Origin of the sequence: Nocardiopsis xinjiangensis YIM 90004 (genome assembly GCF_000341145.1) — a bacterium.
Taxonomy (GTDB): Bacteria; Actinomycetota; Actinomycetes; order Streptosporangiales; family Streptosporangiaceae; genus Nocardiopsis; species Nocardiopsis xinjiangensis.
In genome coordinates, this window is the sequence record NZ_ANBE01000045.1 from 40,771 (window position 1) to 63,312 (window position 22,542).

Below are 22,542 nucleotides of genomic sequence, written 5' to 3' on the forward strand. Positions count from 1 at the left end.
GAGCTGTCCATGACCGCCACCAGGACCCTCTACCGCGACCTCACCCTCATCGACGGGACCGGGGCCGCGCCCGTGGCCGACGCGGTGATCGTGGTCGAGGGCGGCACCATCGTCCACGCGGGACCGCGCGCGCAGGGCCCGCAGGCCCGACCCGGCGACCTCGAGATCCCCCTCGGCGGGCGCACCGTGCTGCCCGGGTTCGTGGACACCCACGTGCACATCGGGTTCGAGAGCGGTAAGGACCTGGCGGCCAACAACGCGTCGGTCCCACGCAGCCTGCACGCGTTCGAGTCGGGCGACCGCATGCGCCGCACCCTGGAGGCCGGGGTGACCTCGGTGCGCGACCTCGGCGGTGCCGACGCCGGGTTCAGGACGGCCCAGGAACACGGCCTCGTGCGGGGGCCGCGCATGAACATGGCGCTGCGCCTGATGAGCCACACCGGCGGGCACGCCGACTTCACCCTGCCCTCCGGCCAGAACCCGCACGACTGCGACCACACCTGCGTGGAGATCGCCGACTCCCCGCAGGAAGCCGTGGTCGCCACCCGCAGACTGGTGCGCGAGGGTGCCGACGTCATCAAGGTCTGCGCCACCGGTGGCCTGACCAGCCCCTCCGACGGTCCCACCGACGAAGGCCTCACGGAGGAGGAGATCGCCGCGATCGTCGCCGAGACCGCCGGACACGGCGGGGGGCGCGGGNTCCGCAACGCCGTGCGCGGCGGGGCGGCCAGCATCGAGCACGGTTACCTCATCGATGACGAGGGCATCGACCTGATGTTGGAGCGCGGGACGTTCCTCGTGCCCACCCTCAGCACGTTCTACTTCGAGGACCGTCTCCACCTCATGTCGCAGAAGGCCGTCGACACCAAGCGCGCGCTGACCGAGGAGACCTACCGCCGTGTCTCCCATGCCGTCGAGCGCGGTGTGCGCGTGGCCCTGGGTACGGACGCGGGGATCTCCGAGCACGGCCGCAACCTGCGCGAACTCACCCAGCTCGTCTCGGTCGGGCTCTCCCCGATGGCCGCGATCGTGGCGGGCACCCGAGACGCAGCGGAACTGGTCGGTGCCGCCGACCGTGTCGGAACCGTGGAGGCCGGAAAACTCGCAGACCTGGTCGTGTGCGACGGCGACCCGTTGGCCGACGTCTCGCTCCTGGGCGACCCGGACCGTGTGAAGCTCGTGCTGCAGGGCGGGGAGACCGTCAAGGACACCCGTTGACCGTTCGTCCGCACCGTGGGCCCGGACCCGCACGTGAGGGCGCTCCGGGCGGCCCCGGGTTCTGATGGTGGCCGCAACACCCCGGGTTCCGGGAGGTTGCGGCCACCGTGTCGGCCGGTCAGGCCTTGCGGCGCCGGCGCACCGACTCGGCCAGGTCCGAGAGCACGCTCTCGGTGGTGTCCCAACCCATGCACTTGTCGGTAATGGACTGGCCGTAGGCCAGCTCAGCGGGGTCGCCGAGCTTCTGGCTGCCCTCCTCGATGAAGCTCTCCAGCATCACACCGACGATGCCGTTCTCACCCCCGGCGAGCTGCTCACCGATGGTGGCCGCCACACCCGGCTGGCGCTTGTGGTCCTTGCCGCTGTTGGCGTGGCTGGCGTCGATCATCAGACGGCGGGCCAGTCCGGCGCCCTCGATGACGTCCAGGGCCTGGCCCACGGACTCGGGACCGTAGTTGGGGCCGCCGCGGCCGCCGCGCAGGATCACGTGGCCGTCCGGGTTCCCGTCGGTGACCACGACCGAACCGGCGCCGCGCGGGTCCACACCGAAGAACGTGTGCGAGGCCGCAGCCGCACCCACGGCGTCCACGGCCACCTGCACGTCGCCGTCGGTGCCGTTCTTGAACCCGACCGGGGTGCTCAGGCCGCTGCTCAGCTGGCGGTGCACCTGGCTCTCCGTGGTGCGCGCACCGATCGCGCCCCAGGAGACGACGTCGGCGATGTACTGCGGGGTGATCGGGTCGAGGAACTCGGTGCCCGCGGGCAGGCCCAGCTCGTTGATGTCCAGCAGCAACTTGCGGGCGGTGCGCAGGCCGCGGTGCACGTCGTAGGTGTCGTCCAGGGCCGGGTCGTTGATCAGGCCCTTCCACCCCACGGTCGTGCGGGGCTTCTCGAAGTAGACCCGCATGACCACGCACAGCTCGTCGCGCACCGACGACACGAAGGCCTTCAGCCGCCGGGCGTAGTCCATCGCCGAGGCGGGGTCGTGCACCGAGCACGGGCCCACCACCACCAGGAGACGGTCGTCCTCGCCGTCCAGCACCCGCTTGATCTCGGTGCGGGAATCGGCCACCAGGGCACTGCTCTCGGCGCCCAGGGGGAGCTCGGCCAGCAGGTCCTTGGGGGCGATGAGCGGCTGGTAGCTGGCCACCCTGGTGTCGTTCGTGCTCGGCATGCTGCCTTCCCCTCGGTACGCGTGTCACGGGGGGTCCGTACCGGGCCACGGCGCACCGGCAGGACCTCCCGCACTCATTGGAATGACGCTGTCTGGAGTGGACGCTGTGAAGGCGCTGCCGATTCCGGCCGGGCGACCGGGACCCCGCGTTTCACAGAGTGAGACGTTCGGGGCGTCCGTTCATCGGGGGGAGCCGATCGGTCAGTCCGCGAGATCCTCTTCCCAGAACTCGTGGCGGTTGCGGGACCCGTCGACGACGTGCCCGCGGTCGGCCTCCGCGCGCCGTAGTTCCACCCGCCGGATCTTACCCGAGACCGTCTTGGGCAGTTCGGTGAACTCCAGACGTCGTACCCGCTTGTACGGGGACAACCGCTCCCACGAGTACTCCAGGACGGAGCGTGCGGTCGCCTCGTCCGCGGCCACACCGTCGGCCGGGACCACGAAAGCCTTGACCACCGACAAACGCAGCGGATCGGGGGAAGGAACCACCGCCACCTCCGCCACGGCCGGGTGCTCCGACAGCGCACGCTCCAGCTCAGATGGTGAGATTCGGTAGTCGGAGGCCTTGAACATGTCGTCCGTGCGACCCACGTATGTGAGGTACCCCTCCTCGCCCCGGACCGCGATGTCGCCCGTGCGGAAGATCCCGCCCCGGGTGGCCCGGTGCGAGAGCACCATGTCGTCGACGTAGCTCTGCATCACCCCGGTCGGTCCCCGTTCGAGGTCGATGCACAGTTCACCCGGTTCCCCGTCCCCGGCCGGTTCCCCGGTCTCCTGGTCCAGGAGCACCACGTCGTAACCGGGCAGGGCGTGACCCATCGAACCCGGCACCACGACCTGGCCGGGAGCGTTGCCGACCAGCATCGTCGTCTCCGTCTGGCCGAGCCCGTCGCGCACCGTCAGATGCCATGCCGCGCGCACCTTCTCCACGACCTCTGCGGTCAGCGGCTCGCCCGCGGAGAGGACCTCGCGCAGCTGCACGTCGCGGGAGGCCATGTCCTGGTCCGCGAGCATGCGCCACACCGTCGGGGGTGCGCACAGGGTGTCCACCCCGCGGTCGACGAGCTCGTCCAGCAGGCGCACGGGGTCGAACCTGAGGTGGTTGAGGACCATCACCGTCGCCTCTGCGTTCCAGGGCGCGAACACACTGCTGTAGGCGTGCTTGGACCACCCGGGTACCGAGATGTTCAGGTGCACGTCACCGGGCCGAACCCCCAGCCAGTACATCGTCGACAGGTGCCCGACCGGGTACGAGACGCGGCTGTGCATGACCAGCTTCGGCAGCGCCGTGGTCCCCGAGGTGAAGTAGATGAGGAACGGGTCGTCGGGTTCCACGCGCTCGGGGGGATGGAACTCCAGCCCCGCGTACTCGGAGTCGGCGTAACTGAGCCAGCCCTCCATGTAACCCACGCAGATGCGGGTCCAGTGGCCGTTCAGCCCGGCGAACTTCTCCGTCTCGGGCGGACCGCAGATCACGTGGGAGATCTCCCCGCGGTCGAGGCGGTCCACGAGGTCGGTTTCGGTGAGGGCGACCGGTGTCGGGCACAGGACCGCGCCGAGCTTGAGGGCGGCGAGCACACACTCCCACAGCTCCACCTGGTTGCCGAGCATGAGCATGATCCGGTCGCCTGCGTGCACCCCCTGCGAGTGCAGCCAGTTCGCGACCTGGTTGGAACGCTCCGACATGTGCCTGTACGTGTAGCGCTCGTGGGAGCCGTCCTCCTCGAGGATCCACAGCGCGGTGCGGTCGGGGCGGCGTTCGGCGACCTCGTCGAAATGGTCGATCGCCCAGTTGAACTCGTCGGTCCGGGGCCAGGTGAATCGGTGGTGCGCGGTGGCCTGCTCCAGACGCAGTTCCAGGAGCAGGTCACGCGCGGCGCGGAACTCCGCCGCACTCGCGGAGGTTTCGTTCGACATCGCTTCGCCCTCCGGATCACTGGGACGGGGCGCCGTGGACGTGCATGACCGTGCCCCGCCCGGACGGACCGTGCGGGTGTTCCTACCCGGGAACGGAACCGGTGACGCTTGCCGCAGGAGGCGACGGCCGGGGCGCCGGGCCCGGGGATGTGGGGTCCGCCCGCTCGCCGTAGGATGTCGCCCATGGAGGAGCTGCGCGGACGACACGGAACCTGGCGGCTGGGCCCGGAGGAGGTCCGGTTGACCTTTTCCGGTGGACGCCGCGTGCCCGCCCTCCTCAAGGCCCTGGGCTCGTGCACGGTGCCCCTGGCGGCGGTCGCGGACGTCGACTTCGACCGCGGCGACCGCAAGCAGGGCTGGCGTATGCGTCTGCGCCTCGCCGACGGCGCCGACCCCTACGCGGCTCTGGGCGCCCCCGAGAGCGAAGACCTCACCCCGCTGCTGCTCACCGGCGCCCACGACAAGGAACTGATCGCGGAGTACTTCGCCGATCAGATCTCCGCCTCCGCACGGATGGAACGGGAGACGGCGGAGCGCCCCGACACCGCTGCGGTCTCCCGAGGGCTGGTCGCGCGTTTGCCGTTCCACGCCCGCGCGGGGGAGGGGCGCGCGGTCTTCGACGGTTCCCGTGTGCGCCTGACCTGGGACGGTTTCTTCGCCAGTACCGCCAAACAGACCGAGGAGTACCGCGAGTACCCGCTGTCGGAGATCGAGCGGGCCGCCTGGTATCCGCCCGTGGACCTCAGCGAGGGGTGGCTGCGGATCGTGCTGCGCGGGGTCACCATCCCCGAGGCCACCGACATCAGCCACGACTTCTTCACCCTCGCGACCCACGGCGCCAAGGGCAACGAGGAGGCCCTCCTCATGGCCGCCACCGTCAACGCCCACCTGGCCGGGGACGGGGCCGCGGAGGGCCACGTGCCCGAACTGCCCGAGGCCGCCGAGACCGCCGGCGGTGACAACGGGGAGGCGGTCTTCGCCAAGATCCGCGAGCTCGGACGGCTGCGCGACGAGGGGCTGGTCACCGACGAGGAGTTCGCCGCCAAGAAGGCCGAGCTCCTCGCCCGCATCTGAGCATCCGGGGCCGCACGGCCGAACCGGCGCGGGCCCGCGCCCGCACATCCTGCGCCGCCGGCGGCGCACCACAACGAACAGTCACGGAAAGGCCCGCACCTTGCGCACCTTGTACCCGCACATCGAGCCCTACGACTCCGGCATGCTCGACGTCGGCGACGGCAACAGCCTCTACTGGGAACTGAGCGGCAACCCCGACGGCAAGCCCGTCGTGTTCCTGCACGGCGGCCCCGGCGGCGGAACGAACCCGAACCAGCGGCGCCTGTTCGATCCGGAGAAGTACCGCATCCTCCTGTTCGACCAGCGCAACTGCGGCCGCTCCGTCCCGCACGCGAGCGGTATGGACACCGACCTGGCACGCAACACCACCTGGACCATGGTCGAGGACATCGAACGCCTGCGCGCGATGGTCGGGGTGGAGGCCTGGCAGGTCTTCGGCGGTTCCTGGGGCAGCTGCCTGGCGCTGGCCTACGCGCAGACCCACCCCGAACGGGTCACCGAGCTGGTGCTGCGCGGCATCTTCACCCTGCGCGAGGAGGAGATCGCCTGGTTCTACCAGCACGGTGCCTCCATGCTCTTCCCCGACCTGTGGGAGGACTACCTCGCTCCCATCCCCGAGGAGGAGCGCGGCGACCTCGTGGCCGCCTACGCGAGCCGCCTCGAGGCCCCCGACCGGGAGACCCGCCTGGCGGCCGCACGGGCCTGGAGCGTGTGGGAGGGGTCCACGGTCAAGCTGCGGCTCGACCCCGATCTGCGAGAGCACCACGCCGACGCCGATTACGCCCTCGCGTTCGCGCGGATCGAGAACCACTACTTCCGCAACCTCGGATTCTTCACCCCCGGTCAGCTCATCGCCGGGGCCGATCGGATCCGCCACATCCCCGGCGTGATCGTGCAGGGCCGCTACGACGTGTGCACCCCGATGCGCACCGCTTGGGACCTGCACAAGGCGTGGCCCGAGGCGGAGTTCCACGTCGCCGACGTCGCCGGGCACGCCTTCACCGAGCCGGAGATCCTGGACCGGCTGCTGGAGGCCACCGACCGTTTCGCGCAGGAGTGACGGCGACGGGAACCCCCGCTCCGAGGGGTTTCCGTTGGATCTCCTGTGGTGCCCGCCGACCGCGTCACCAACCTCACCGAACAACACAGCTAGTGGCCGCCCCCGTCGAGGAGCGGAAGGGGACAGCCGTCGCGGTATCCGGCGGACCCGGTTCCGGCCTCCGAGGTGTCGACCTCGAAGGGGCCGTGCTCCTGGAGCAGGGTGTGGGCGCGGTGCCGGGACAGGTTCCAGGACGCCCAGCCGTCCGGCTCCTCGAATCGGTTCTGCATGCTCTGGACCGCGCAGGAGCGGTCGACCCCCTCGAGCTCCAGGAGCGCCGGCAGGGCGTCGGCGGACAGGTTGCGCAGGTAGCCGGTGTCGACCGTGTCCAGCTCGAGGTCCTGATGGCTCTCGGCGATCCGTGCGTCGGGGTCACTGGCGGCGAAGGCGAGCAGTCCCGCCGCCGCGAGGGCGACGGTGACGCGCGGCAGCCACTGGGCGCGGCGGCCGAGCGTGTTGAGCGCGCCCGCGGCCAGGATCAGGGCGAACACGGCCGCACTCAGCAGGATCCAGGCCTCCGCGCTCGCCCGCATCGGCGTCAGCCCGAACGTGTCGGTGTAGAGGCGCAGCCGGGCCATGGCCGAGGCGAGGATGACCAGGGTCAGTAGGCACAGCGCCCCGAGCAGAGCGTTGCGGAGCATACGTCCCCGGCCCGGCCGTTTCGGGACCAGGCGTACGGACGCGGCGACCACACCCATGACCAGGAAACTGACCGCCACGAGCTGGAAGAAGCCCTGGCGTGCGTACTCGGCGTAGGTGACCCCGGCGACCCGTTGGACGTAGGCGTCGCCGCCGAAGAGTGTCACCGCCTGCACCGCGAGGAACATCGCGAACAGCAGCACCACCGCGCCCAGGGGGACCGTCCACGTCCATGTGGGGCGGGCGGGCTCCGCGCGTTCCTTCCTCTGCACCCTGCCGGGCGACGGCAGGCGCCTGCGGGCGGCCAGGACGGCGCCCGCGGTGGCCAGCATCGACAAGAGCCCGCCGATGATCGAGCTCATCGAGCCGCCGCCCCAGCTCACGGACCGGAACGGGCGGGACGCGAACTCGGCGAAGACCGGATCGGCCAATACCAGCAGTGTTCCGAACCCGAGCAGGAGTAGCGCCGTGATCACGATGGTGGCCAGGACCGGTGCCGCCTTCGTGTTCGCGGAGGCCCGGCGGACGGGGCGCGCCAGGAACCCGGGGACCGCCCCCACGTTGCGCACGACCGCGAACCCACCGGCGCGGAGCCCCGCGGCGCTCTCCCGGGCGGCGGGGTTGCGGGTGGCGAACGCCAACGACGCCAGGAGGAAGGACGCCGGAAGGGTCCACGCCAGGACCCAGGAGGCGTCCAGGAACAGCGCAGTGCTCAGCAGCAGTACCGACATCACCCCGTACACCGCCGCCCACGCGCGTGAGCGTGCGAGGTCGGTACGGCCGTTGCCGACGGCGGGGCCGGTTTCCCGGATCCGGTCGGTGCTCTCGGAGGAGCCGGCAGCGCTGTGGACAGCGGACCTGTCCGGCGTCCCGGCGGGAGCCCCGGCGCGGGCGGGGACCGAGGGCGCCTCGCCGCCCTCGGGAACACCGGGCCGCACCAGGAGAACCACGAACGCGGCCAGCCCGCACACCGTGCCGGCCGCGACCAGGCCCAGGCCCGGCGGGTCCAGTGTCGCGGCCGAGGCGGTGAACACACCGGCGCCGAGCACGACCGCTGCCAGCCAGGGCGGTGCTTCGGGGACCGGTGGCGACGGGACCGGTGGCGGCCGATGGCCGTAGGGCGGCATCGGGCTCCCGGGCACCGGACTCCCCGGTTCCGCATTCCCGGACCACGTGTGCGCCGGCTCCGCACTCCCGGGGGCCGCCTGCCCGTACGTCTGTGGAGCGCTCTGCCCGTCCTGGCCCGAGTCCATGGCTCTGCCCTTCGATCTACATTCCGACGAAGGATGGGACCCCCGCCTCTCGGCGCGGGTTCTCCCGTGGCCGGGAGCGGCCACCATGGGAACCCGGAGGCCGCGCGGGCGGTGCGCGGTCGGGCCAGGGCCGCCGGAGGACGCCACAGAACCCCGATGTGTGTGGAACGTGGGCGTTCTCTAGGCTCGTGGAACATCCGCGCGAAGGAGAGGAACACGAACGTGCGAGTCGAGGTCGACTACGACCAGTGCGAGAGCAACGCCCTGTGCATGGGTCAGGCCCCCGAGGTGTTCGAGGTCCGTGACGACGACTTCCTGTACCTGCTCACGGAGGAGCCCTCACCCGAACTGCACGAGAAGGTCCGCCAGGCCGAGCGGCTCTGCCCGAAGCGGGCCGTCACCGTCCACGACTGAAATGCCCCGGGGAGGGGCCGTGGTCCCTTCCCGCCACGGAACCTCTCCCGCCACGGACACGGCGGCACGTGCGGTCGCGCTCCCGGTCAGCGGGCGCCGACGGCGGCCAGCGCCTGCTCCCACGTGGTGGGCTCCTCCAGGAGCCGGCGGTAGCGCATGGTCCGGGGCGTCGAACGCAGACCGACCACGCCCGTGAGCATCCCGTCGCGTCCGAGGAAGGCCACGAACTTTCGGTCGTCGGGTGAACCGTGTACGAAGGAGACCCGATCAGCCGGGGCGCCCTGGCCCAGCAGCTGGATCTTCATCTTGTATTGGTCCGACCAGAAGTAGGGCACCGGTGTGAAGGGTGTGGGCTCCTCGTCCGCGGCCCAGGCGAGCAGATTGCGGGCGGCGATCTCACCCTGTTCACCGGCGTTGGTCCAGTGCTCCAGGCGGATGCGGCCGCCGAAACGCGGGTGCGGCCAGTTCGCCAGGTCCCCCACGGCGTAGACCCCCGGGGCCGAGGCCGCCGAGTACTCGTCGCAGGCCACGGAACCGTCCTCCAGCAGTTCCACGCCCGAGTCCCGGAGCCACTCGGTGTTGAGGTGCACCCCGATCCCTGCGACCACCAGCGTGGCCGGGACCGTGGTGCCGTCGGACAGGCGTACCCGTTCCACACGGTCCCCGCCCTCGTACCCGGTCACGCTCACCCCGAGGCGCACGTCCACGCCGTTCTCGCGGTGCAGGTCGGTGAGGACCTCACCCACGTCCGGGTGCACGACCCGGGTCAGCGGGGTCCGCTCGGCCTCCACCAGGGTCACGTCCATGCCCACGGCCCGGGCGCTCGCGGTCACCTCGGCGCCGACGAACCCGCCGCCCACGACCACCAGTCGGCCCCCGGAATCGAATTCCGAACGCACCGCCTCGGCGTCGTCGAGGGTGCGCAGTACGTGCACACCCGCCAGATCGGTCTCCGGTCTCCGGGCGCGGGCCCCCGTGGCGATGACCAGACCGTCGTAGGTCAGCGATTCCTCACCGTCGGGACCCTGGACCCGCACGCGCCGGGCGTCGGTGTCCAGGCCCACGGCACGCCGCCCGAGCCGGAAATCGGCCCCGATAGCCTCCACCACGGTCTCGTCACGCAGCTGCAGCGCCCGGTGCCCGGCCAACCAACCCGGGTCCCCGCCCGAGGGGGCCAGCCCCGCTCCGGTCAGGACCTCCTTGGACAGCGGAGGGCGGGAGTAGGGGCGGTGCTCCTCCTCACCCACGATCGTCAGGCCCCCCAGGTACCCCTGGGCCCGCAGTGCCTCGGCCGTGTGCAGCCCGGCCATCCCCGCGCCGACGACGACGATCCGGTCCATGCTCTCCTGCACCGTGTGCCACTTCCCTTCGTGTCCATTGGTCTGCCGTGGGCCGGTCGCCGAGGATCCGTTCGGTCGATGCCTTCGACGGGGCTCTGCCGAGCGGGACCTAGAGCGGCCGGACCTCGCCCACGGGCTCCCCGCCGCCCGGGACGGCCACACGCAGCCGATCTGCCACGGCGGACACGTCCACCCCGAGTGCACGCAGGGCGTCGAGCCCGACCAGCGTACGGGCCCTGAGCTGCGCATCGCCGTCGCTGATCTTGACCGCGACCGTCTCTCCGGCGGGTGCACCGAGCACCAGGACACCGTCCGCGCCGATCTTGGAGACCAGACCCGGCATCCGCCGCATGAGGTCGGTGTCGATCCGGTCGGTGCCCGAGACGTACTCGGGGTGCTCGGTCATCGCGTCGAGCACGGCACGTTCCCGGCTCCCGGCGGGGGCGGTACGCATCGAGTGCAGGCCCCGCGCGAGCCCGGCCGTGGTGACGGCCAGTTGCGGGGCCCCGCAGCCGTCCACGGCGGTGTGGGCGACCGGTTCACCGCACAACTCCTCGATCACCTCACGTACCAGTACCTGCAGGGGGTGGCCGTTGCCGAGGTAGTCGTGGGTGCTCCATCCGCTGCGCACACACGCGGTCAGGAACCCGGCGTGTTTGCCCGAACAGTTCATCAGCACCGGGTCGGGTCCGTGGCCCGCCCGGATGTGGTCGGCCCGCGCCTCGGCTGCCCCGGGGATGTCGGCCGGGCACTGGAGCGCCTCGGGGGCCAGCCCCGCCTTGGCCAGCATCCGCCCGACCTCGGCGGCATGGAACTCCTCCCCGCCGTGGCTGCCCGCGGCGATCGCCAGGGACTCGCCCTCCAGGTCCGCCCCGGCTCGCAGCATCGCAACGGCCTGGAACGGTTTGGCCGAGGAACGCGGGAACATCGGCTGGTGCACGGGGCCGCGGGCGTACCCGATGCTCCCGTCGGCCTGCAGACCGATCACGGCCCCGTAGTGGACGCTCTCCCGCATCCCTGATCGGACGGCCTCCGCGAGCGGTACGTACTCGGGGATCGGGTTCTGGGACATGGGAGGTGCTCTCCTGCTCGTTGCGGCCCCGGCGGCGCGGACGGCGCAGCGCGGGGGATCCGGGGCGTGCCACCGGACACACCCTTGGGCTCGTGCACCCGGGGGGATGCACCGGCACAGAACGCTGCACAGGGGCATTTTCTTCCAGGAACGCCGCTTTCCGGGGACGGTGCTCTCCGGGGACGGCGCTCCTCGCGCATCGGCCGGAAAAGCCTGTCCGAGGCGGGCAGTAGGCTCGGATGCCGTACCCGGGCGCTGACCGGGGCGAACGACGGCCAGGAGGGTGGACACGACGATGGGAACGCTGCGAACGGGTGCGCTGACCCGCCGAAGGGCCGGTGTACGGGCGGCGGACCTGGAGTATGCGGTGCTCGACATGGAGACCACGGGCCTGGACCCGGGCGCGGGTGCCCGCGTGGTCGAGGTCGCGGTGGTGCGCGTGCGCGGAGACGGCAAGGTCGTGGAGGAGTTCAACAGCCTGGTCGACCCGCGCGCCGAGGTCTCCGGGCAGGAGTTCCACGGCATCGGTGACAGCGACGTGGTGGGCGCGCCCACGGTCGCCGACCTCGTACCGCATCTGACCCGCTTGTTCTCGGGCGCGGTCGTGGTCAGCCACAACCTCGACTTCGAGCAGCGTTTCCTCAGCTCGGAACTGGTCCCCGCCGGCCTCCCCGAAGGGCAGGCGGGCCTGTGCACGCTGCGTGCGCTGCGCTCCCAGATCGAGCTGGAACGCTACTCCCTGCCCCGGGCCTCACACGCGCTCAGCGGCCACTGGCCCACGGGCCAGCACACGGCGCTGGGTGATGCCCGTGCCTGCGCGATGCTTCTGGTGGAGCTCATCGCCAACGCACCGGGCGCCCTGCGTTACCGGGGCGCGCCGCCGCGTGTGCTCTCCGCCCCGCGTGCGAACGGTTCCGAGCCGGCCCGTCGGAAGCCGCGCACCGTCCCGCTTCCGGGCGGTCCGGAGGCACCGCGCTCCTGGGAGAGGCCGTGGCGTTCGGTCGAGCTGGACCCGCTGCTGTGCGGGGGCGTCTTCGGGGAGGACGAGCGGATGATCGCCGAGCGCGCCGCCTACCACGGCACCAGGTCCCGCCGCCGCATGGCGGCCGCCGCCGCGGTGGCCGGGGGTGTGGCCGCGACCGCCGCGGGCGGCATGTTGGTGCGCCTGGCCGGCCTCAGAAACCGGACAGGGTGAGGAAGAAGGCGATGATCAGGGCGCTGCCGCCGATCGTGGTGAGCAGTGCCCGGGCCTGCTCGGTCAGGTGGGCCGAAGCGAGCCGCACACGCGGGTACTCGACCCGTTCGGAGGCGGCCACGGCCCCCTGCCGGGACGGTGCGCGCGAAGGTACGACCCGTCCGGGGACGAACTGCGGCACCTTGTTGAACATGGCGGCCGCGACCATCGCGGCGCCGAGGAGGATCAGAACCAGGGGCACGTCAGGGGGTCCTCACGACTCGATTGTTCGGTCTGGGACCCCTGATTCTCACGGACGTCTCTGTCCGGTAGCGACTCGGTTTCCGACCGGTCAACGCGACAGGGCGGGTTACGGGCCCGCCCTTATCGCGCTCGGTCAGCCCTGACCACGCTCCGCTGCCGGTTTCGGTACGACGGTGTCCACCGTTTCGGTGGGAACCCCCAGGCCGCGCAGGGTGAACCGGGTGATGAGTGCGTGGGCGAGGTCGGGGTCGGCCTCGCCCCGCACGAGCGGGATGCGCTGGGACCCGACCATGGACAGCGTGAGCCCGGCGGTGGCGTGTGCCGGCAGGGGATCGAACTCCCCGGAGGCCGTGCCCTGTTCCAGGATCTCGGCGAGCAACCGTTGCATCGGGGCCACGTGGTCGGCCAGGCGTTGGTAGGCGTCCGGCCCCAGGCTCGCACCGAGCTCGGCAGCCGGCGGGTGCGGGTGCTTGACGATGCCTTCCAGTTGCAGCCGTACGAAGGCCGCCAGGCGACGCGCGCACGAGACCCCCGAGGGCAGTTCCCGGCGGTAGCGCTCCACGAAGGCGTTGTTGATCTGTTCGGTGAAGGCCAGCAGCAGTGCGGGTTTGTCGGGGAAATAGTTGTACAGGGCCGTGCGGGTGATGCCGGCGGTGTTGGCCACGTCGGTCATGGAGATCCGGTCGATGCCCTGGGCCTGGATGAGTGCGTCGACCGCCTCCATGATGCGCTCGCGTGTGCGGGCACGGTGCGCGGCGATGGTGGGGGCGGTGATCTTGGGCATGTCCCCATGGTGGCACGGCCCGCGCCCCGGGTGGTCAGGGTGTGTACACGCGTCCCAGGTCGGCCAGGACCTCGGTGTTGAGTTGGTAGGCCAGACGTGTCTCCCGCAACAGGGAGTGCTCCTCGGCCTCCGACAGGCCCAGGGCGTCCAGGCGCTCCCGGTAACGCGCACGGAACTTCGGCAGGCTCCCCAGCGCGCGGAAATCGTAGAAACGCACCCCCGCGCCGTCGTCCAACCCGTAGGTGCGGCGGGCGGTCTCGGAGATGAACTGCCCTCCGGACACGTCACCGAGATAGCGCGTGTAGTGGTGTGCGACGAACCCCGCGGGGTGGTCGGCCATCTGGTGCAGTCGGGCCACATAGGTGCGCGTGGGGGCGCTGGGGCAGATGCGATTCTGCCACCCGCCACCGAGCAGGTGGGCCAGGTCCTGTTCCAGGGCCGGGACCCTTTCGAGCTCGGGCTGGAGGAAGGGTGCGGCGACGGGGTGGTCGCTCAGCGCACGGCCGACCTCTTCCAGGGCGAGGTAGGCGAAGTAGTGCTGGGCGACCATGGCGGTGTATCCGTCCAGGTGCAGGCTGCCGTCGAGCAGGGCTCGGGTGAACCCGTGCTGTTCGGCGGCCTCGTGTTCGCCCCAGGTGGCGGACTTGAGTCGCTCGGAGAAGGGGGAGGGGCCCTGCTGGGTCGGGGGTGCCGCGGTCGTGGCGTTCAACGTGGTCTTCCGCTCTTTCCGTCGGCGTTTTCGTGACATGATGTCACTTCCCGGGGGAGCGCTGTCAAGAGGTATACGACAAACTGTCACCAAAAATCGGAGCCCACGGCCGTGCTGCTCCGCGCGCCCGTGGCCTGCCCGGCCACGGGCGCAATGACCCGTCAGGGGCGTGATCACGTGCACAATGGGAAACGGTTCCAGCCGCCGGCGTCGGATGTCTCTCGCGGCACTCGCTGGTCAAGCGACCGAAATGGCGATTATCGTTTGGGTGTCGTGCGGTCGGAACCGACCGGAGGAACCCGAGCTGTCCGGCTCGGCCCGGTCTGTGTGATCAGCGTCGACACATCCGGCCCGACCGGAGGCGATGAGTGGAAATCAGGAGCCCGGGACACGACCCCGTGTCCGTGAACGGCCAGGGAGCGGCGGGTGCCGCCCCCGGCGTCAGCGCTGCTCACAACGGCGGGTCGCACCGACCCGTCTCCCCGGGTGGTGACGACGTCCTGAACAAGCGGGTGGAGGCTACCGTCGAATCGGTTGACGTACTGCTGGTCGAGGACGACCCCGGTGATGCCATGCTGGCCGAGGAGTTGCTCACCGACACGGTCCTGACCACCCGCATCACCTGGGTCGAGACGCTCACGGACGCCAGGCCGAAACTCCGCAACTTCCGCGGCTGTGTCCTGTTGGACCTCAATCTGCCCGACGCGCACGGCCTGGACCTGCTGCGACAGATCCTGGACGCGGCACCCTCGGCGGCGGTCGTGGTCCTGACCGGGCTCGACGACGAACACGAGGGCCTGGCCGCGGTCGCCGCCGGCGCTCAGGACTACCTCGTCAAGGGCCAGGTCGACGGCTCCCTGCTGGCGCGCAGCCTGCGCTACTCGGTCGAACGCAAACGCGCCGACGAGAACGTGCGCAAGCTCCGCGAGGCCCGTATGCGCGCCCGGGAGAACATGCGTCTGGAACGGGGCCTGCTGCCGCAGGTGCTGTTGGAGCGTTCACCCCTCAGCCACCGTGCCTACTACCGTCCCGGCCGCAAACGCGCGCTCGTGGGCGGCGACTTCTACGACGCCGTCGAGAAGGACGGCACCACCCACGTGATCATCGGCGACGTGAGCGGCCACGGCCCCGACGAGGCCGCCCTCGGCGTCAGCCTGCGCATCGCCTGGCGGGCCCTCATCATGGGCGGGGTCGCCGAGCACGAGGTGCTGTTCCATCTCGAGGACATCCTGGTCAGCGAACGTGCCCAGGAAGAGATGTACGCGACGCTGTGCATGTCCAGTATGGACACCGGCGCCGACCGGATGCGGGTGCGCGTGCTCGGCCACCCGCCGCCCATGATCCTGCGCAACGGCGTGGTCGAGGAGATCCCGGCCTCGCCCCAGCCCCCGCTCGGGGTCTTTCCCGTGGAGACCGAGGCCGAGCCCGACGTCTTCTCCCTGCCGGAGGGCTCCAGTGTGCTCTTCTACACCGACGGGCTCGTCGACGCCTACGACGACGGACCGCCCGAGCGCCTCGAGGTCGGGGGCCTGCGCAACCTCGTGGCCCGCGTCCTGGACCAGGGCGTGTCCCTGAACCATCTGCCCGAGTACGTGGTCGACGAGGCCGAGCGCAGCAACGGCGGCCCCCTCCAGGACGACGTGGCCATGCTCCTGGTCAAGCACGGTGATCCGCAGTGAGCGTCGGAGGCGGCACCGACTCCGACGATCCCGAGAGCACACGAGGACACCGAGGAGCGGAGGACGGCGTTCCCGCCGGCCCGGGGGAGGGCACCCCCGCGGACAGCGGCGCCGACCCGGGCGAGGACCCCGGGGGCGCGGCGAGCCGGCAGGGGCGGCCCGACGCCGGGACCCGTTTCGTGTACGCCGCCCCCCGCCCGCGTGTGCGCTCCACCCACGAGTCCTGGAGCCTGCGGCGCCGTGTCACCAGCCTGCTCACCGTCGTGGCGGTCGTCCTGACCGTGGCGGTCTCGGTGATCACCCTGGCCGCGTTCCAGGCCCGCGACTCCCTGACCATGCAGGTCGACTCCCTCACGCCCGCCTTGAGCGCCGTCGAACAGACCCGTGCCTCTTACCTGAGCCAGGACCACGCCCTGCGCGGCTACATCCTGACCCAGGACCGCGACTTCCTCCAGCCCTACGTCGAGGCCCGTGTCAACCTGTTGGAGCACCAGGCCGAGCTCACCCAGCTCGCCGAGGAGAACCCCGAGGTCGCAGACAACGTCAACGAACTCCTGGAGGCCGGCGAGGTCTGGTCCGACGAGTTCGCCGCACCCGCCCTCGAGCAGGTCGGCAACGGTGAGACCCCCTCCCAGGCCGACCTGCAGCACGGCCGGGTCCTGTTCCTGGAACTCAACCGGGTCAGCGACGCCACGAGTCAGCAGCTCGAGGAGGAGATCGAGGAGGCCCGCACCGGGCTGACCCTGGCCACCCAGCAGGTCGTCGCCCTGCTCGTCCTGGTCGGGCTGGTCGTGGTGTTCCTGTCGGTGTTCCTGTGGGTCATGCTCCAGCAGTGGGTCCTGCGGCCCCTGGAGGAACTGGCCGGGCACATGCGCCAGGTCTCGGAGGGCTACTACGCCCACCGGATCGCCCTGCACGGGCCGCCCGAGATCGTGCGTCTGGGCAAGGACGTGGACTCCATGCGCGAACGCATCGTCCAGGACCTCGACGAAGTCGCCTTCGCCCGGCGCAAACTCCAGGAACAGTCCACGCTTCTGGAGACCCAGACCGAGGAACTGCGCCGCTCCAACCTCGAGCTCGAACAATTCGCCTACGTGGCCTCCCACGACCTGCAGGAGCCCCTGCGCAAGATCGCCAGCTTCGTGCAGCTCCTGCAACGGCGCTACCAGGGGCAACTCGACGACCGCGCCGACTCCTACATCGACTTCGCGGTCGAGGGCGCCAAACGCATGCAGACCCTCATCAACGACCTGCTGGCCTTCTCCCGGGTCGGGCGTACCAAGAACTTCGCGCCCGTGGACCTGGACAGGGCCTTCACCGACGCCCTCACCAGCCTCTCCGCCCGTCTGGAGGACGCGGAGGCCGAGGTCACCGGGGAGATCATGCCCACCATCGAGGGGGACCGGACCCTGCTCACCCAGGTCTTCTTCAACCTCGTGGGCAACGCAGTGAAGTTCCGCGGTGAGGAACCGCCCCGCGTGCACGTCGACGTGCGCAAGGAGGGCGACGAGTGGATCTTCTGCTGCACCGACAACGGGATCGGGATCGAACCGCAGTACGCGGACCGCATCTTCGTGATCTTCCAGCGGTTGCATACCAGGGACAAGTACTCCGGTACCGGTATCGGCCTGTCCATGTGCAAGAAGATCGTGGAGTTCCACGGCGGCCGGATCTGGCTGGACACCACGGAACGTGAACCCGGCTCGAGCGGAACCCGCATATGCTGGTCATTGCCCGTGGCATCCGAGGAGGAGGGCAACGAGCACGCCGAGGACGGCCGGGGCTCCGAACCCACCGGCACCAGCACGGGTCCCTCCAGGGGATCCGACAGCGGTACGGTTTCCTCCGGCGATTAGGGGTCCTCTCCCGGCCACCGGGGGTCTGCAAGCGTGAGCGAGGTCATGTTGGTGCATCCGATCGAGGTGCTGCTGGTCGAGGACGACCCCGGTGACGTCCTGATGACCAAGGAAGCGTTCGAGGAACACAAGGTGGGCAACCGCCTCCACGTGGTCTCCGACGGTGTCGAAGCCCTGCGGTTCCTCCGCCGCGAGGAGGAGTACGCCGAGGCACCCCGGCCCCATCTGATCCTGCTCGACCTCAATCTTCCCCGGAAGGACGGGCGCGAGGTCCTGGAGGAGGTCAAGGGCGATGAGGCCCTCGCGCACATCCCCGTGGTCGTGCTCACCACCTCCGAGGCCGAGGAGGACGTGTTGCGCAGCTACCGCCTGCATGCCAACGCCTACGTGCCCAAGCCCGTGGACTTCGACCAGTTCATCCAGGTCGTCCGCAAGATCGACGACTTCTTCGTCACCATCGTGCGCCTGCCCCAGTCCTAGAGGCCGTGCTCGCCGGTCCCCGCTCCGTTTCGACCCGGTTCCTGCCCGGGGCGGGGAGGCCTTGCGCGACCTGCCCCCGGACCCGCGGCCCAGAGACAGGCCGCCCGGGCCGTTCTCCGTTACGGTGAGGGCATGAGCTTGCCGAAGCAGCGGAACCTCGAGGGCCCTTATCGCATCGTCGTGGTGTGTCTGGGCAACATCTGTCGCTCACCCATGGCCGAGCAGGTGTTGCGCGCCGACCTCGAACGCGCCGGCCTCGGCGACCGGGTCGAGGTCACCAGTTCCGGAACCGGCGACTGGCACGTCGGCGGCACCATGGACGTCCGTGCCGCCTCCACCCTGCGAGTGCACGGGTACCCCGTCGACCACACCGCCCGCCAGTTCCGGCCCGCCGACCTGGCCGACGCCGACCTCGTACTGGTGATGGACCTCGACAACCACGACGAGGTCTCCACCGCGGTCACAGGCCACGGGGCCGAGCACGGGTTCGACCCTTCCCGTCTGCGCCTGTTCCGTTCCTTCGCGCCGGGGGCCGGCCCCAACCCCGAGGTGCCCGACCCCTACTACGGCGGAGACGACGGGTTCACCGCGGTACTCAACATGGTCGAGGCCGCCGCCAAGGGGCTCACCGACCAGCTCGACGAGCACCTGAACCCCGGGGGCTGACGGTGGAGGGCGACCCGATCGCGCGCGGCATCCAGGGACGGGGAGGGGACCAGGCCGTCCCCGAACGGGGAGAGCACCCCCGCGACCCCGTCACCGGCACCATGGCCGAACGCTTGAGTGTGATCATGGACCGGCCCGTGCGTCGCGCCGCCCTGGCCGGCAGCAGCCACGGCTGGGAGATCACCTACGCCGAACTCGACGACGGCACCCGCTTGTTCGTCAAGGCCCTGCCCCGGCGGGCACCCGCAAGCGGGGTGCTCAACGCCGAGGCCCGCGGGCTCACGTGGCTCGGGCAGGCGTTCGGTTCACCCGCTCTGCGTCCCCTGGCCTGGGACGAACGCATCGTCGTGCTTCCGTGGGTGGTCGAGGACGAACCCACCCCGGCCGCCGCCGAACGCTTCGGCCGCCAGTTGGCCGGACTCCACCTGAGCGGCGCCGCGCACTACGGCGCCCCGTGGGACGGCTACATCGGTCCGTTGCCCATGGACAACACCCCCTCCGGCCACTGGCCCGCCTTCTTCGCCGAGCAGCGGCTGCGCCCCTACCTGCGTCGCGCCCTCGACCAGGGATCCCTCACACCCGCCGACGGCCGTCTCGTCGAACGCGCCGTCGACTCGGTCGCCGAGCTCGCCGGCCCCACCGAACCACCGGCCCGGGTCCACGGAGACCTGTGGAGCGGCAACGTGCTCTGGCGCGGCTCGGACGCCGTCCTCATCGATCCGGCCGCCCACGGGGGGCACCGGGAGAGCGACCTGGCGATGCTCTCCCTGTTCGGTCTGCCCTACCTCGACCGGGCCCGTGACGCCTACAACGAGGTCGCGCCCCTGGCCGAGGGCTGGCGCACCCGCGTCGCCCTGCACCAGCTCCACCCGCTACTGGTGCACGTGTGCCTGTTCGGCGCCGCCTACCGCACCACCGTCCTGGACGCCGCGCGGACCGCGCTGCGCGGCGGGTGAACCCCCGGAGCCGCACAGGACGGAAGAGCCGGAAGCGACCACCCGGGCGGAGGTGAGGGTGATCACGCTCTGGCCCCACGCGCGTCCACAGGTGGTTGGATTGACGGTATGGAGCACGAACACGACGGTCCCGACCTGCACGTGGCCCTCATCGGTTACGGCAAGGGCGGAGAGGTCTTCCACGCACCACTGATCGACGCCGTCCCCGGGCTGCGCCTGTCGGCCGTGGTCACCGCGGACCCCGAACGGCAGCGGGCGGTGCACGAGCGCTACCCCGGCACCACCGTGTACGCGAGCGTCGCCGACCTGTGGGCCCGCGCCGACCGGTACGAGATCGCCGTCGTCTCCACCCCCAACGACACCCACGCGCCCCTCGCCCGGGCCGCGATGGAGGCCGGGATGGCCGTGGTCGTGGACAAACCGTTCGCGCTCACCCCGGTGCACGCGCGTGAACTCACCGCGATGGCCGAGGAACTCGACCAGGTGCTGACCGTGTACCACAACCGTCGGTGGGACTCCGACTTCCTGACTTTGTGGAACCTCATCGAGGAGGGCACCCTCGGACAGGTGCACCGGTTCGAGTCGAGGTTCGAGCGCTGGCGTCCGAAGGCCAAGAACACCTGGCGCGAGACCGGCGGTGTGGAGAACGGCGCCGGGATCCTCTACGACCTGGGACCGCACCTGATCGACCAGGCCGTGAACCTGTTCGGGCCCGTGGCTACGGTGTACGCGGAGACCTCGGCGCTGCGCGAGGGCGTGTCCGCCGAGGACGACGTGTTCCTCGCCCTGCAGCACGCCCGCGGGGCCCGGTCCCACCTGTGGGCGAGCGCGCTCGCGGCCGCGCCCGGGCCCCGGTTCCGAGTTCTGGGCAACTCCGGGGCGTTCGTGGTCCAGGACCTCGACGGCCAGGAGGAGCGCCTCGCCGCGGGGGAGGACCCGCGCTCCGACGACTGGGGTGTGGTCCCCGAGGAACGGTGGGGCCGTCTGGCCGTCGGTGGCCAGAGCCGCCCCGTGCCCAGCCTCCGGGGCGCCTACCCCGAGTTCTGGGCCGGGGTTCGCGATGCGGTGGGCGAGGGCGAACCGCTGCCGGTGGACCTGCACGAGGTCGTACACGGACTGGAGGTCGTCGAGGCCGCCCGCCGCAGTTTCCGCACCGGGGCGGTCGTGGAGCTGTGACCCACGAGAAACGGACGTGCCCGGCCACGCAGAGGGCCAAGCCTTGGCGCAGGTGCACCGTGCGCGTGCTCTGGGACCAGGCCTCTTGTGCGGCCGGGGAAGCCGGTTCTCGGGGCGGACGGCGTCCCCACCTCTCCTTCTTGCGCTTATGTTGGAAGGGGCCCTTTCCTTGGTCCCCGAACATCGAGAAGGAGACGCACCGTGGCTCAGGTACTCGTGGTCGCAGACGACCTCACCGGTGCCAACGCCACCGGTGCCAGGTTCGCCCGCACCGGTATGCGGGTGACCACGGTGACCCCCGAACACGTCAGCAGGGTCTCCGGCGACCACGACGTCGTCGTGGCCAACCTCGACAGCCGCCACGTGCCCGCCGAACAGGCCTCCGACCTGGTCACCGACGTGGTCGAGGCGGTGTGGCCGGTCGGGCTCGTGGTCAAGCGCACCGACACCACCCTGCGCGGCAACATCGGGGCCGAGCTGGAGGCCGCCTACGACGCCGTACGTGAGCGCGTGCCCTCGGGCACACGTGTGCGGGTGCTGTTCACACCCGCTTTCCCCGGCAGCGGGCGCATCACCGAGGACGGCGTGCAGCTGCTCAACGGAGTCCCCCTGGAGAGCACCGACCTCGCGCAGGACCCCCTGTGGCCCATGGGCACCAGCGTCGTGCGCGACATCCTCGCCGAACAGACTCCGTTGGCCGTACGGCACGTGCCGGTCCGCCAGGTCACCCGTGCCATGCTCACCGCGGACCTGCTGTCCGGGGACGAGCCGATCGTGCTGTGCGACGCCGATTCCGAGCAGCACCTGTCCGACATCGCCGAGGCCGCTGCCGCCGCCCACCACGACGACGGGACCGTGTGGGTCGCCGTCGACCCGGGCCCCACCGGGGCCCTGCTCGCGTACGCGCTGCGTCTGCGCGGACAGGCCGGCACACGCGGACCGCTGCTCGGGGTCTCCGCCAGCAGCACCGCGCTGACCGCGCGCCAGCTCACCACGGTGGCCCGCACCGGCGCCGTGCGGTTCGTGGACCTGGACGCGACCGCGTTGAGCGACCCCGACGACGACCACGCCGGCACCGTGGCGAAGGCGCTCACCGACCAGCTGACCTCCTCCGGTTTCCCCGACCTGTGTGTGCTGCGGTCGACCAGCAGCGCCGAGCAGGTGCGCGCGCTCACAGCACATGACCGCGCCGAGCTGCCCGTGCGCATCGCACGGCTGGTCTCGGAGGTCATCCACGAACTCGCCGACACCGAAGGGCCCCAGGCGTTGCCCAGCGGCCTGTACCTGACCGGCGGCGACCTGGTGGCGAGCCTGCTCGACGAGCTCGGGGTGCACGCCTTCGACGTGGGCGGAGAGGTCGTGCCGCTGGCCGTGCACGGTCACCTCAGCGGAGGGCCGCTCGACGGCACACCCGTGGTGACCAAGGGCGGGCTCGTGGGGGACGAGATCACGTTGGTGGAGTGTCTGGCCAAGCTCAGACGGGCGGTGCAGAGCCGACTGCGCCAGGTGCACTCGGAGGTCTCGGAGCACGTGGTCCCGGTGTTGGGCAAGGACCCCGCCTGAGCCGGGTCCCGCGCCCGTGCTCCGCGCCCGGGACC

The 22,542-nt window shown here is 71.0% G+C and carries 20 protein-coding genes; 12 read left to right on the plus strand and 8 right to left on the minus strand.

What is annotated here, in order from left to right; all coding sequences use genetic code 11:
* Positions 1–9 precede the first annotated feature (9 nt).
* Positions 10–1,218 carry a metal-dependent hydrolase family protein gene (locus D473_RS0119935; protein ID WP_017610811.1) on the plus strand — a complete coding sequence of 403 codons (1,209 nt, stop codon included), beginning with the start codon at positions 10–12 and terminating at the stop codon, positions 1,216–1,218.
* A gap of 118 nt (positions 1,219–1,336) precedes the next feature.
* Here D473_RS0119935 and D473_RS0119940 read toward each other — a convergent pair whose 3' ends face one another.
* Both D473_RS0119940 and D473_RS0119945 read right to left on the minus strand, forming a co-directional pair.
* Complete coding sequence (locus D473_RS0119940; protein ID WP_017610812.1) at positions 1,337–2,392, minus strand: 3-deoxy-7-phosphoheptulonate synthase; 1,056 nt, start codon at positions 2,390–2,392, stop codon at positions 1,337–1,339.
* A 201-nt stretch (positions 2,393–2,593) separates the two neighbouring features.
* On the minus strand, positions 2,594–4,309 hold the full coding sequence (locus D473_RS0119945) for an AMP-binding protein (protein WP_017610813.1): 1,716 nt from the start codon (positions 4,307–4,309) through the stop codon (positions 2,594–2,596).
* 183 nt (positions 4,310–4,492) lie between these two features.
* Between D473_RS0119945 and D473_RS0119950 the strand changes: the two genes are divergently transcribed.
* Complete coding sequence (locus D473_RS0119950; protein WP_017610814.1) at positions 4,493–5,383, plus strand: DUF4429 domain-containing protein; 891 nt, start codon at positions 4,493–4,495, stop codon at positions 5,381–5,383.
* Positions 5,384–5,483: 100 nt separating this feature from the next.
* Complete coding sequence (pip, locus tag D473_RS0119955) at positions 5,484–6,443, plus strand: prolyl aminopeptidase (protein ID WP_017610815.1); 960 nt, start codon at positions 5,484–5,486, stop codon at positions 6,441–6,443.
* 89 nt (positions 6,444–6,532) lie between these two features.
* Here the strand turns inward: pip and D473_RS0119960 are convergent, their stop codons facing one another.
* Positions 6,533–8,263 (minus strand): DUF4153 domain-containing protein, encoded by a 1,731-nt coding sequence (locus tag D473_RS0119960; RefSeq protein ID WP_241474835.1) that lies wholly within the window; start codon positions 8,261–8,263, stop codon positions 6,533–6,535.
* Between the two features lie 333 nt (positions 8,264–8,596).
* Here D473_RS0119960 and D473_RS0119965 point away from each other — a divergent pair, with 333 nt between their 5' ends.
* A complete protein-coding gene (locus D473_RS0119965) occupies positions 8,597–8,788 on the plus strand; it encodes a ferredoxin (RefSeq protein WP_017610817.1) in 192 nt (63 codons plus the stop codon).
* Between the two features lie 86 nt (positions 8,789–8,874).
* On the opposite strand, the gene D473_RS0119970 is transcribed toward D473_RS0119965, so the two are convergent.
* Together D473_RS0119970 and D473_RS0119975 are read right to left on the minus strand one after the other, a co-directional pair.
* On the minus strand, positions 8,875–10,128 hold the full coding sequence (locus D473_RS0119970) for an NAD(P)/FAD-dependent oxidoreductase (RefSeq protein WP_394296775.1): 1,254 nt from the start codon (positions 10,126–10,128) through the stop codon (positions 8,875–8,877).
* A 109-nt stretch (positions 10,129–10,237) separates the two neighbouring features.
* A complete protein-coding gene (locus D473_RS0119975) occupies positions 10,238–11,200 on the minus strand; it encodes an asparaginase (RefSeq protein ID WP_017610819.1) in 963 nt (320 codons plus the stop codon).
* 295 nt (positions 11,201–11,495) lie between these two features.
* Here D473_RS0119975 and D473_RS0119980 point away from each other — a divergent pair, with 295 nt between their 5' ends.
* Positions 11,496–12,395: a 3'-5' exonuclease gene (locus D473_RS0119980; protein ID WP_017610820.1), complete on the plus strand. Its 900-nt coding sequence runs from the start codon at positions 11,496–11,498 to the stop codon at positions 12,393–12,395.
* Here D473_RS0119980 and D473_RS0119985 read toward each other — a convergent pair.
* From D473_RS0119985 to D473_RS0119995, 3 genes are all read right to left on the minus strand, one after another.
* Complete coding sequence (locus tag D473_RS0119985; RefSeq protein WP_017610821.1) at positions 12,376–12,636, minus strand: hypothetical protein; 261 nt, start codon at positions 12,634–12,636, stop codon at positions 12,376–12,378. The genes D473_RS0119980 and D473_RS0119985 overlap by 20 nt on opposite strands.
* A 135-nt stretch (positions 12,637–12,771) precedes the next feature.
* On the minus strand, positions 12,772–13,422 hold the full coding sequence (locus D473_RS0119990; protein ID WP_017610822.1) for a TetR/AcrR family transcriptional regulator: 651 nt from the start codon (positions 13,420–13,422) through the stop codon (positions 12,772–12,774).
* Positions 13,423–13,456: 34 nt separating this feature from the next.
* Positions 13,457–14,131, minus strand: a complete 675-nt coding sequence (locus D473_RS0119995; protein WP_017610823.1) for a biliverdin-producing heme oxygenase — start codon at positions 14,129–14,131, stop codon at positions 13,457–13,459.
* Between the two features lie 398 nt (positions 14,132–14,529).
* Here D473_RS0119995 and D473_RS0120000 point away from each other — a divergent pair, with 398 nt between their 5' ends.
* The 7 genes from D473_RS0120000 to D473_RS0120030 all read left to right on the plus strand — a co-directional run bounded on the left by D473_RS0120000 (position 14,530) and on the right by D473_RS0120030 (position 22,507).
* Positions 14,530–15,810: a PP2C family protein-serine/threonine phosphatase gene (locus D473_RS0120000; RefSeq protein ID WP_017610824.1), complete on the plus strand. Its 1,281-nt coding sequence runs from the start codon at positions 14,530–14,532 to the stop codon at positions 15,808–15,810.
* On the plus strand, positions 15,807–17,666 hold the full coding sequence (locus D473_RS25150; RefSeq protein ID WP_017610825.1) for a HAMP domain-containing histidine kinase: 1,860 nt from the start codon (positions 15,807–15,809) through the stop codon (positions 17,664–17,666). Before D473_RS0120000 ends, D473_RS25150 begins: the two co-directional genes overlap by 4 nt.
* A gap of 45 nt (positions 17,667–17,711) precedes the next feature.
* Complete coding sequence (locus D473_RS0120010; RefSeq protein ID WP_017610826.1) at positions 17,712–18,146, plus strand: response regulator; 435 nt, start codon at positions 17,712–17,714, stop codon at positions 18,144–18,146.
* Positions 18,147–18,278: 132 nt separating this feature from the next.
* Positions 18,279–18,812 (plus strand): low molecular weight protein-tyrosine-phosphatase, encoded by a 534-nt coding sequence (locus tag D473_RS0120015; RefSeq protein ID WP_017610827.1) that lies wholly within the window; start codon positions 18,279–18,281, stop codon positions 18,810–18,812.
* 2 nt (positions 18,813–18,814) lie between these two features.
* Positions 18,815–19,768, plus strand: a complete 954-nt coding sequence (locus D473_RS0120020; protein WP_017610828.1) for a fructosamine kinase family protein — start codon at positions 18,815–18,817, stop codon at positions 19,766–19,768.
* Positions 19,769–19,876: 108 nt separating this feature from the next.
* Positions 19,877–20,944 carry a Gfo/Idh/MocA family oxidoreductase gene (locus D473_RS0120025; RefSeq protein WP_017610829.1) on the plus strand — a complete coding sequence of 356 codons (1,068 nt, stop codon included), beginning with the start codon at positions 19,877–19,879 and terminating at the stop codon, positions 20,942–20,944.
* A 201-nt stretch (positions 20,945–21,145) separates the two neighbouring features.
* A complete protein-coding gene (locus tag D473_RS0120030) occupies positions 21,146–22,507 on the plus strand; it encodes a four-carbon acid sugar kinase family protein (RefSeq protein ID WP_017610830.1) in 1,362 nt (453 codons plus the stop codon).
* Positions 22,508–22,542 lie beyond the last annotated feature (35 nt).

What these genes read in the sequence shown, in the direction of transcription:
- D473_RS0119970 (WP_394296775.1), bottom strand. Translation starts at nt 10,128, where the DNA reads ATGGACCGGATCGTCGTCGTCGGCGCGGGGATGGCCGGGCTGCACACG.
- D473_RS0119940 (WP_017610812.1), bottom strand. Translation starts at nt 2,392, where the DNA reads ATGCCGAGCACGAACGACACCAGGGTGGCCAGCTACCAGCCGCTCATC.
- D473_RS0119945 (WP_017610813.1), bottom strand. Translation starts at nt 4,309, where the DNA reads ATGTCGAACGAAACCTCCGCGAGTGCGGCGGAGTTCCGCGCCGCGCGT.
- D473_RS0120015 (WP_017610827.1), top strand. Translation starts at nt 18,279, where the DNA reads ATGAGCTTGCCGAAGCAGCGGAACCTCGAGGGCCCTTATCGCATCGTC.
- D473_RS0119975 (WP_017610819.1), bottom strand. Translation starts at nt 11,200, where the DNA reads ATGTCCCAGAACCCGATCCCCGAGTACGTACCGCTCGCGGAGGCCGTC.
- D473_RS0119950 (WP_017610814.1), top strand. Translation starts at nt 4,493, where the DNA reads ATGGAGGAGCTGCGCGGACGACACGGAACCTGGCGGCTGGGCCCGGAG.
- D473_RS0119980 (WP_017610820.1), top strand. Translation starts at nt 11,496, where the DNA reads ATGGGAACGCTGCGAACGGGTGCGCTGACCCGCCGAAGGGCCGGTGTA.
- D473_RS0120010 (WP_017610826.1), top strand. Translation starts at nt 17,712, where the DNA reads ATGTTGGTGCATCCGATCGAGGTGCTGCTGGTCGAGGACGACCCCGGT.
- D473_RS0119990 (WP_017610822.1), bottom strand. Translation starts at nt 13,422, where the DNA reads ATGCCCAAGATCACCGCCCCCACCATCGCCGCGCACCGTGCCCGCACA.
- D473_RS0120025 (WP_017610829.1), top strand. Translation starts at nt 19,877, where the DNA reads ATGGAGCACGAACACGACGGTCCCGACCTGCACGTGGCCCTCATCGGT.